The sequence below is a fragment of the Enterobacter sp. 03-F-07-AD-ECC genome (assembly GCF_047530935.1).
Classification (GTDB): domain Bacteria; phylum Pseudomonadota; class Gammaproteobacteria; order Enterobacterales; family Enterobacteriaceae; genus Enterobacter; species Enterobacter cloacae.
Genome location: NZ_JBLKBZ010000019.1, coordinates 66,944 through 75,349, shown reverse-complemented (window position 1 = coordinate 75,349; position 8,406 = coordinate 66,944). Strand labels below are relative to the sequence as shown.

The 8,406-nt window shown below is 59.0% G+C and carries 9 protein-coding genes; 5 read left to right on the top strand and 4 right to left on the bottom strand.

What is annotated here, in order from left to right:
• Positions 1-97: 97 nt before the first annotated feature.
• Complete coding sequence (locus ACMWKA_RS20695) at positions 98-688, top strand: hypothetical protein (RefSeq protein ID WP_058682055.1); 591 nt, start codon at positions 98-100, stop codon at positions 686-688.
• Between the two features lie 39 nt (positions 689-727).
• Here ACMWKA_RS20695 and ACMWKA_RS20690 read toward each other — a convergent pair whose 3' ends face one another.
• Together ACMWKA_RS20690 and ACMWKA_RS20685 are read right to left on the bottom strand one after the other, a co-directional pair.
• The gene (locus ACMWKA_RS20690) at positions 728-1,051 is read right to left on the bottom strand and encodes an AzlD domain-containing protein (protein ID WP_020686891.1); all 324 of its coding nucleotides are present in this window, start codon (positions 1,049-1,051) and stop codon (positions 728-730) included.
• The gene (locus tag ACMWKA_RS20685) at positions 1,051-1,710 is read right to left on the bottom strand and encodes an AzlC family ABC transporter permease (protein WP_038985297.1); all 660 of its coding nucleotides are present in this window, start codon (positions 1,708-1,710) and stop codon (positions 1,051-1,053) included. Before ACMWKA_RS20685 ends, ACMWKA_RS20690 begins: the two co-directional genes overlap by 1 nt.
• A gap of 101 nt (positions 1,711-1,811) precedes the next feature.
• Here ACMWKA_RS20685 and ACMWKA_RS20680 point away from each other — a divergent pair, with 101 nt between their 5' ends.
• The 4 genes from ACMWKA_RS20680 (at position 1,812) to ACMWKA_RS20665 (ending at position 6,923) form a co-directional block, all read left to right on the top strand.
• Positions 1,812-2,360 (top strand): helix-turn-helix domain-containing protein, encoded by a 549-nt coding sequence (locus ACMWKA_RS20680; RefSeq protein WP_013099345.1) that lies wholly within the window; start codon positions 1,812-1,814, stop codon positions 2,358-2,360.
• Between the two features lie 17 nt (positions 2,361-2,377).
• On the top strand, positions 2,378-3,373 hold the full coding sequence (locus ACMWKA_RS20675) for a LacI family DNA-binding transcriptional regulator (protein WP_414760561.1): 996 nt from the start codon (positions 2,378-2,380) through the stop codon (positions 3,371-3,373).
• 104 nt (positions 3,374-3,477) lie between these two features.
• A complete protein-coding gene (locus tag ACMWKA_RS20670) occupies positions 3,478-5,601 on the top strand; it encodes an alpha-galactosidase (RefSeq protein WP_414760560.1) in 2,124 nt (707 codons plus the stop codon).
• Between the two features lie 44 nt (positions 5,602-5,645).
• On the top strand, positions 5,646-6,923 hold the full coding sequence (locus ACMWKA_RS20665; RefSeq protein WP_058679006.1) for an MFS transporter: 1,278 nt from the start codon (positions 5,646-5,648) through the stop codon (positions 6,921-6,923).
• Here ACMWKA_RS20665 and rhaM read toward each other — a convergent pair.
• Both rhaM and fucO read right to left on the bottom strand, forming a co-directional pair.
• Positions 6,911-7,225 (bottom strand): L-rhamnose mutarotase, encoded by a 315-nt coding sequence (gene rhaM / locus ACMWKA_RS20660; protein ID WP_013099341.1) that lies wholly within the window; start codon positions 7,223-7,225, stop codon positions 6,911-6,913. The two genes, ACMWKA_RS20665 and rhaM, sit on opposite strands and share 13 nt — an antisense overlap.
• Entirely contained in the window at positions 7,222-8,370 is a 1,149-nt protein-coding gene (gene fucO / locus ACMWKA_RS20655; RefSeq protein ID WP_040020323.1) for a lactaldehyde reductase, read from the bottom strand. Before fucO ends, rhaM begins: the two co-directional genes overlap by 4 nt.
• Positions 8,371-8,406 lie beyond the last annotated feature (36 nt).

Here is an 8,406-nt window from a genome sequence, read left to right as displayed (position 1 = left end):
TCGATACCAATGAGCGCAATGTTTTCCATGATAGTTCTCCGAATGAAAGCCTGTCCTCAGCATAGTACCGGGAAGGAGGGAGTGACCATCTCATTAAATGTCTCTGATTATTCGTCGCACGTGTTTACTGCTGCTGGCCTGCGTCGCCCTCAGCCATGCTCCCTTCGTCCTGGCAGAAGAAGAGTGTCAGGTGGTTTCGTCAGTAAAGAGTATCAATAATGGTCTGCTACGTCGGGAGGCGATGCGCGAGGTCAGCACGGATATTGCCGGAAAAACGTACCGGGGTTATGCCTCGTCAGAACGTGAGATCCAGGTGTCGGTGATCTGCCCGGACGCGCGCAAGATCCGTCTGCAGGTGGACGGCCCGGCCCGTGGAAATAAAGCGTATCGCTTTAGCGACAACGGGGTGCTGAAAATCACGGCGAAAGAGGCCCGCATGGATAATGGTGCCGTGCAGCTGGCGGCCGTGCCGCGCGGCGCGGCGCAGGTCACCGCGGGTGCAGCGGAGGTTACGCTGCCACCGGATACGTCGCTTGTGGCGGTGAACGGCAGCGAGGTGGCGGGAAAACAGCTGGTCGTTACGCTCTCGGTGGTCACTTATCTCAACGATAACGCGTTCAGGACCGGCAACACGGCGGAACTCGAAGAAATGCTGACGGTGAATTACGTTACCCTCGCGGCGCAGTAAACGCCGCCTTGCCCGACGGACGCGTGCTGTCGGGCTTTTTTATGCCATGCCCGCCAGACGCAGCAGCGCCGTAACGACCGCCGCCGCCACGATCACCACAATTAACGGCATTTTTCGCCAGGCCAGAAACACCGCAAACGCCACGCCCAGCACCCGCGCCATCCCGGCGAAATGTTCCCCTTCATAGAAGGTGGTCGCCAGCGCCACGGAAAACAGCAACACCGTTGCCGCATCCGACAGCAGCGCCTGAGATCGCTCGGACAGCGCCAGTCGGCTACCCAGTTTCGCCCCGCCAAGACGCATCAGATAGGTCCCTGCTGACAGAATGGCGATACCGAGGATAAAGAGGGTCATGTTTTCCATTATTTTTTCCTCGCGGCGAGACCGAGTAAAGAGAGCAGTACCGGTAAGCCCACCGGAGCGAACGGTACGGCGGCCAGCGACAGGGCGGCGCCGCTGCAGGCGCGGATAAACGTGGTGCGGTTTTTAAACGCCGGAACCACTAAGGCCAGCAAAATGGCCGGAAATACCGCGTCCAGCCCGATGGTTTCCGGGGCCGGCAACAGTTTTCCGACCATGGCACCCAGCAGGGTACCCAGCGGCCAGAGAATGGCAACGCCCAGGCCGCACAGCCAGTAGGCCGTTTTGCGCTGCTCCGGGGTTTTTTGCGACAGCCCAAACACCACGCTTTCGTCGTTCATGATGTGGCAGCCCAAAAAGCTTAAACCGCGTTTACCCACCAGTTCGCGCACCGTAACGCCAAACGGCACATGGCGGGCGTTCACCAGCAGCCCGGCCGCGGCCGCCGCCAGTGGGTTACCCCCGCTCGCCACGATACCGATAAACATAAACTCCGAGGCCCCCGCCAGCACGGTAATAGACAGTACAAACGGTACCCATAGCGGGAAACCGTAGGCCATCGCCAGCGAGCCGTATGACATCCCCACCACGCCAACGGCGAGGCAAACGAGGATAATTGCTTTGATGGTGTCGCCTTTCAGGCAAGAGAGAGAACGTTTCATACAATTTTAGCCATATCGAACGTGTATCCATTATAATGAACGGATCAGATTCGGTTTACAAGATGAACGAATCGTTCGATTTATAGAACAAGAGGCCGTTTATGACGCAGCCAATCAGCGTGATCGCCAAAAGTCTGGTGCGAGAACGCCTGCGAACCGGACTTTCACTGGCGGAAATTGCTCGCCGTGCCGGTATCGCCAAATCCACACTTTCGCAGCTGGAGTCCGGCAATGGCAATCCCAGCCTTGAGACGCTGTGGTCGCTATGTGTGGCGCTGGATATTCCCTTTGCACGGTTACTGGAGCCGCAGCAACCGACCACGCAGGTGATCCGCCGCGGTGAAGGCACAAAAGTGGTCGCCGGGCAGGCCAATTACGAAGCCATTCTGCTGGCGGCATGCCCCCCGGGCGCACGGCGCGATGTCTACCTGCTCATCACCCAGCCAGGTGCCGATCGTATTTCCCAGCCCCATTCACCGGGGTCAGTTGAACATATTATTGTGACCCAGGGCCGGGCGCTGGTCGGTCTGCTTGATGCCGCTGAGGTGCTGGAGGCAGGGGATTACATTTGCTATCCCGCCGACGAACCGCATATCTTCAAGGCCCTGGAGCCAGACACCTACGCGCTACTGGTGGCGGAACAAAATTAACGAAGAAACGGAAACGCATGTCGCTTAAAGCTATCGCCAAAGAACTGGGGCTTTCGGTTACCACCGTCAGTCGTGCCCTCAACGGATATGACGACGTCTCCAGCGAGACGCGCGCCCGCGTGGAAGCGGAAGCCCAGCGACGCGGCTATCGTCCTAATACCTTTGCCCGTCGTCTGAAGATGGGCAAGATCGACGCGGTGGGGCTGGTTTTTCCGGTACATCCTGTTCCGCTCAATAACAGCGTATTTATGGACATGGTCGGCGAAATTAGCCACGAACTTGCGCGACATGAAATCGATCTCCTGCTGATTGCCGATGACGATCTGGCCGATAAACACAGCTATATGCGCATGGTGCAAAGCCGTCGCGTGGATGCGCTGATTGTGGCGCACACGCTGGATCACGATCCGCGCCTGGAGCAGCTTCAGGCTGCCGGATTCCCCTTTCTGGCTCTCGGACGCAGTCAGCTGCCGCAGCCCTATGCATGGTTTGATTTCGACAACTACGCCGGCACGTATCAGGCCACCCGCTGGCTGATCGAAAAAGGCCATCAGCGTATTGCTTTGCTTGGCGAAAGTAACAACCAGGCGTTTATCACCCAGCGTCGCCAGGGCTATCTGGATGCGCTGCGTGAAGCCGGGTTGTCCAGCGAGTGGCTGCGCGCCATGCCGCCTTCCCGCCGGGTCGGCTACGCCACAACAAAAGAGCTGCTCTCTCTGCCGCACCCCCCCACGGCCATCATCACCGACTGCAACACCCACGGCGACGGCGCGGCAATGGCGCTGGCACAGCTTGGCCGTCTAACCGGCGAGAATGCCGTATCGCTGGTGGTCTACGACGGTTTGCCCCAGGACAGCATCGTCGATATCGACGTGGCGGCGGTGATCCAGTCTACCCGTCAGGGCGTCGGGAAGCAGATTGCCGATATGGTGCGCCAGCTGATTAACGGCGACGACATCGACAAACTTCAGGTGCTCTGGCAGCCGGAATTCTCCCCAGGCCAGACGGCGTAAACAACGCAAAATTCCAAACCCGATCACAGATCCGAAACGTTTTGGTTTGTATCCGAAACGTTTCGGATCAACACTCAGGACATCCCGATGACAGGAGATGTCTGATGCAAGATTCCTTATTTCGACTCGTAAGCAACACGGTGGACGTGGTGATAAAAACGCACCCGTTTGCCGAAATTCTCTACTGGGGGCCGCACCTTCAGCACTTTTCGCCGCAGGATGCCGCTACGCTCGAACGCCCGGTGGCTAACGGCAGGCTCGACGTGGATTCCCCGGTTACGCTGATGGCTGAACCTGGACACGGCCTGTTTGGTTCACCCGGCATTGAGGGGCACCGGCAGGGGCTGGATGGTTCCCCGGTTTTTAGCACCACCGACGTGCAGCAGCAGGGACAAACCCTGACGATAACGGCAGAAGATGAACACGCGGGCCTGCGCCTGACCAGCGAGCTGGCGCTGGACGCCAGCGGCGTGCTGGTCGTGCGGCACGGCGTAACCAACCTGAAATCGCAGGCGTGGCAGGTGGACCGTTTTGCCGTCACGCTGCCCGTGGTGGAGCGCGCCCGGGAGGTGATGGCGTTTCATGGCCGCTGGATCCGTGAATTCCAGCCGCACCGCGTCATGCTGGAGCATGACAGCTTTGTGATTGAGAACCGCCGGGGTAGAACGTCTCACGAACACTTCCCGGCGCTCATTTCAGGCACGCCGTCGTTCAGCGAAATGCACGGCGACGTCTGGGGTGTGCATCTGGGCTGGAGCGGCAACCATCGCCTTCGCGCTCAAGCCAAAACCGATGGCCGTCGCTATCTGCAAGCGGAAGCGCTCTACCTGCCAGGAGAGATGTCGCTGGAAGAGGGACAAACGCTCTGGACGCCACGCCTTTATGCGAGCTACTCCGCGCACGGGCTGAACGGCATGAGCCAGCAGTTTCACCGCTACCTGCGCGACAACATCATCCGTTTCCCGGAAAACAAACCGCGTCCGGTCCATCTCAACACCTGGGAGGGGATCTACTTCAACCATGATCCGAACTACATCATGCGTATGGCTGACGAGGCGGCCGCGCTGGGTGTGGAACGCTTTATCATCGACGACGGCTGGTTTAAAGGGCGCAACGACGACCATGCTGCGCTGGGCGACTGGTATCTGGATGAGAAAAAATACCCGAACGGCCTGCGGCCAGTGATCGACCACGTCAAAAAACTCGGCATGGAGTTCGGCATCTGGATTGAACCGGAGATGATCAACCCGGATTCCGATCTCTACCGCGCGCACCCCGACTGGGTTCTGGCGTTGCCGGGTTACGCGCAGGCGACCGGACGACACCAGCTGGTGCTCAACCTGAACATTCCGCAAGCGTTTGATTACCTGGTGGAGCGCATGAGCTGGCTGCTGGGCGAGCATGCGGTTGATTATGTGAAATGGGATATGAACCGCGAGCTGGTGCAGCCTGGCCATAACGGCAGAGCCGCCGCCGACGCGCAGACCCGCCAGTTTTATCGACTTTTAGATGTGCTGGGCGAGCGTTTCCCGCATATTGAATTTGAATCCTGCTCCTCCGGTGGCGGACGAATCGATTACGAGGTGCTGACCCGCTGCCATCGCTTCTGGGCGTCCGACAACAACGACGCGCTGGAGCGCAACGCTATTCAGCGCGGCATGAGCTACTTCTTCCCGCCGGAGGTGATGGGCGCGCATATCGGTCATCATAAATGCCACGCGACGTTCCGCCAGCACAGCATTGCCTTCCGCGGCCTGACGGCGCTGTTTGGCCATATGGGGCTGGAGCTGGATCCGCTCACCGTCGATGAGAAAGAGCGCGAAGGTTATCGCCATTACGCTGCGCTGCACAAGCAGTGGCGCGAGGTGATCCACCACGGCACCCAGTGGCGCGTGGATATGCCGGACGCCACCACGCTGGCACAGGGGATCGTGAGCGAAGATAAGTCGCAGGGGCTGTTTATCATCAGCCAGCTCGCGATGCCGGATTATACCCTGATGATGCCGCTGCGCATGCCGGGGCTGGAGGCCAGCGCGAAGTACCGTATCTCGCTGCTCGATCACCCGAATATTCAGATTACGGGAGAGGGCGGGCACACCATGCGCAAGCTGCCGGCATGGATGGAGACACCGCAAACGGTGAACGGTGAGTGGCTGATGCAGGCGGGTATTGCGCTGCCGATTCTCGATCCGGAAACCGCCATTCTGATTGGTGTGGAACGCGTGTAAGGGTGACGGGCCGGGAAACTGGCCCTCCGTTGAGGATAAAAATAATGAACACAACAACCTGTACCCACAAAGACAACCCTAACTTCTGGATCTTCGGGCTGTTCTTCTTTCTCTACTTCTTCATCATGGCCACCTGCTTTCCGTTCCTGCCTATCTGGCTGTCGGACATCATCGGCCTGAACAAAACCCATACCGGCATTGTTTTCTCCTGCATTTCGCTGTCGGCTATCGCCTTCCAGCCGGTGCTGGGGGTGATTTCGGACAAGCTGGGGCTGAAAAAGCATCTGCTGTGGATTATCTCTGTACTGCTGTTTCTGTTCGCGCCCTTCTTCCTGTACGTCTTCGCGCCGCTGCTGAAAACCAACATCTGGCTGGGCGCGCTGAGCGGCGGGCTGTATATCGGCTTTGTTTTCTCGGCCGGGTCCGGGGCGATTGAGGCCTATATCGAACGCGTGAGCCGCAACAGCGCCTTTGAATACGGCAAGGCGCGCATGTTCGGCTGCCTTGGCTGGGGGCTGTGCGCCTCAACGGGGGGCATCCTGTTTGGTATCGATCCGTCATACGTTTTCTGGATGGGATCGGCGGCGGCGCTGTTGCTGATGCTGCTGCTGGTGGTCGCAAAGCCGAAGCCCAATCAGACGGTACAGGTGATGAATGCCCTGGGGGCCAACCAGCCGCAGATCACCGCGAAAACGGTCTTTAACCTGTTCCGTCAGCGCAGAATGTGGATGTTTATTCTGTACGTGATTGGCGTGGCCTGCGTCTATGACGTTTTTGATCAGCAGTTCGCCACCTTCTTCAAAACCTTCTTCGCCACGCCGCAGGAGGGCACTCGCGCCTTTGGTTTCGCGACGACGGCGGGGGAGATCTGTAACGCCATTATTATGTTCTGCTCGCCGTGGATCATTAACCGTATTGGGGCGAAAAATACGCTGCTGATCGCCGGATTGATTATGGCGACGCGCATCATCGGCTCGTCGTTTGCCACCACCGCCGTGGAGGTCATCGCCCTGAAAATGCTGCACGCGCTGGAGGTCCCGTTCCTGCTGGTGGGAGCCTTCAAGTACATCACCGGCGTGTTTGATACGCGACTCTCGGCCACTATCTATCTGATTGGCTTTCAGTTTGCCAAACAGTCAGCGGCCATTTTCCTCTCCGCCTTTGCCGGAAATATGTATGACCGGATCGGCTTCCAGGAGACGTATCTGATGCTGGGCTGCTTCGTGCTGGCAATTACGGTGGTGTCGGCGTTTACGCTAAGCAGCAGGCAGGAGATAGCCGCTGCCGCGGGCGCGGCAGCGTTAACCAGTCAGTCCAGATAAAACACCTCTTCCAGCCCGGTACTCACCGGGCTGTTGTCCGGGTTCGACGGCATTACATCACGCATGTGTTTCCACCAGCGCTGGCAGACGTCGGTATTCGCGACCGCGTTCCAGCGCTCCTCCGATTCAATCTCTACGGTGGCAAACAGCAGGTTACGTTCCCGGTCGAGATAAATGGCGTAGTGGTGCGCGCCGTGGTCCTTCAGCACCGCTTCCAGTTCGGGCCAGATGGGGTTGTGGCGACGCGCGTACTCCTCGTGCGCGTCCGGGTTTACCTGCATCACAAAGGCTTTGCGGATCATAATGCCTCCAGATACAGCTCGCGCACCTCGTCGCGGCTGGCGGTGCGCGGGTTGCATGGCGCGCACGGGTCGGCGAGGGCTTTATCCAGCCAGCCTTCGATATCGGCTTTGGTGACACCAAGCTGGCTGAAGCCGGACGGAATGCCGACGCGGGCGCTCAGGTCGCGAATCGCCTGAATCGCTGACAGACTGGCCGCTTCGTCGCTCATGCCGCGCGTGTCGACGCCCATCGCCTGCGCCACGCGAGCAAACCGTGCTACGGCGTTCGGGCGGTTAAAGTTTTCAACGATCGGCAGCAGGATGGCGTTACACACGCCGTGCGGCAGATTGTGCGTCGCGCCCGGCTGGTGCGCCAGGGCATGCACGAGGCCGAGGCCAGCACTGTTAAACGCCATGCCCGCCAGATACTGACCAAACGCCATCTGCTCGCGTGCTTCCAGGTTATGACCGTCGTCGACCGCTTTGGGCAGCCAGAAGTTTATCAGGCGAATCGCCTCCAGCGCGTTGGCATCGGTCAGCGGGTGCGCGCCAACGGACACATAGGCTTCAATGGCATGGGTTAACGCATCCATTCCCGTTGCGGCAGTGACGGACGCAGGAATATCCAGCATCACGCTGGCATCATCCACGGCGATATCCGGAATGATGTTCGGGTCGATGATCACCTCTTTCACCTGACGCGCGGAGTCAATAATCACCGCGTTGCTGGTCATCTCCGCCGCCGTGCCTGCGGTGGTGTTGATCGCCACCAGCGGCACGCCCGGGTTTTTCACCTTGCCGACGCCGGAATAATCGGTGGACGGACCCGGATTGGCGGTGAGGATTTTAATCGCTTTGGCGGTATCAATCGGGCTGCCGCCACCAAAGGCGATAAGATAATCACATTCCGCGTCCCGGTATGCTGCATAGCCTTTTTGCACCAGCGCCTCCGTCGGGTTGGGAAAGACCGCGTCAAACAGCTGATATGACATCTGGTGCGCATCCAGCGCGGTAAACAGACTGTCCAGCAGGCCCAGCTTCACCAGCTGGCCGTCGGTGACAATCAGCGCTTTGCCCCACCGTTTGTTCGCCACCAGCTTAACCATGTCGCCAATAGCGCCCGCGCCGTGCAGGCTGATTTTTGGCAGTGCCAACATAAAGCTCATGATAATTCTCCTTAACTATCGCCCGGACCGTCCGGT

Coding starts and splice junctions, on each gene's coding strand:
- ACMWKA_RS20695 (WP_058682055.1), top strand. CDS start 98: ATGTCTCTGATTATTCGTCGCACGTGTTTACTGCTGCTGGCCTGCGTC.
- ACMWKA_RS20690 (WP_020686891.1), bottom strand. CDS start 1,051: ATGGAAAACATGACCCTCTTTATCCTCGGTATCGCCATTCTGTCAGCA.
- ACMWKA_RS20685 (WP_038985297.1), bottom strand. CDS start 1,710: ATGAAACGTTCTCTCTCTTGCCTGAAAGGCGACACCATCAAAGCAATT.
- ACMWKA_RS20680 (WP_013099345.1), top strand. CDS start 1,812: ATGACGCAGCCAATCAGCGTGATCGCCAAAAGTCTGGTGCGAGAACGC.
- ACMWKA_RS20675 (WP_414760561.1), top strand. CDS start 2,378: ATGTCGCTTAAAGCTATCGCCAAAGAACTGGGGCTTTCGGTTACCACC.
- ACMWKA_RS20670 (WP_414760560.1), top strand. CDS start 3,478: ATGCAAGATTCCTTATTTCGACTCGTAAGCAACACGGTGGACGTGGTG.
- ACMWKA_RS20665 (WP_058679006.1), top strand. CDS start 5,646: ATGAACACAACAACCTGTACCCACAAAGACAACCCTAACTTCTGGATC.
- rhaM (WP_013099341.1), bottom strand. CDS start 7,225: ATGATCCGCAAAGCCTTTGTGATGCAGGTAAACCCGGACGCGCACGAG.
- fucO (WP_040020323.1), bottom strand. CDS start 8,370: ATGAGCTTTATGTTGGCACTGCCAAAAATCAGCCTGCACGGCGCGGGC.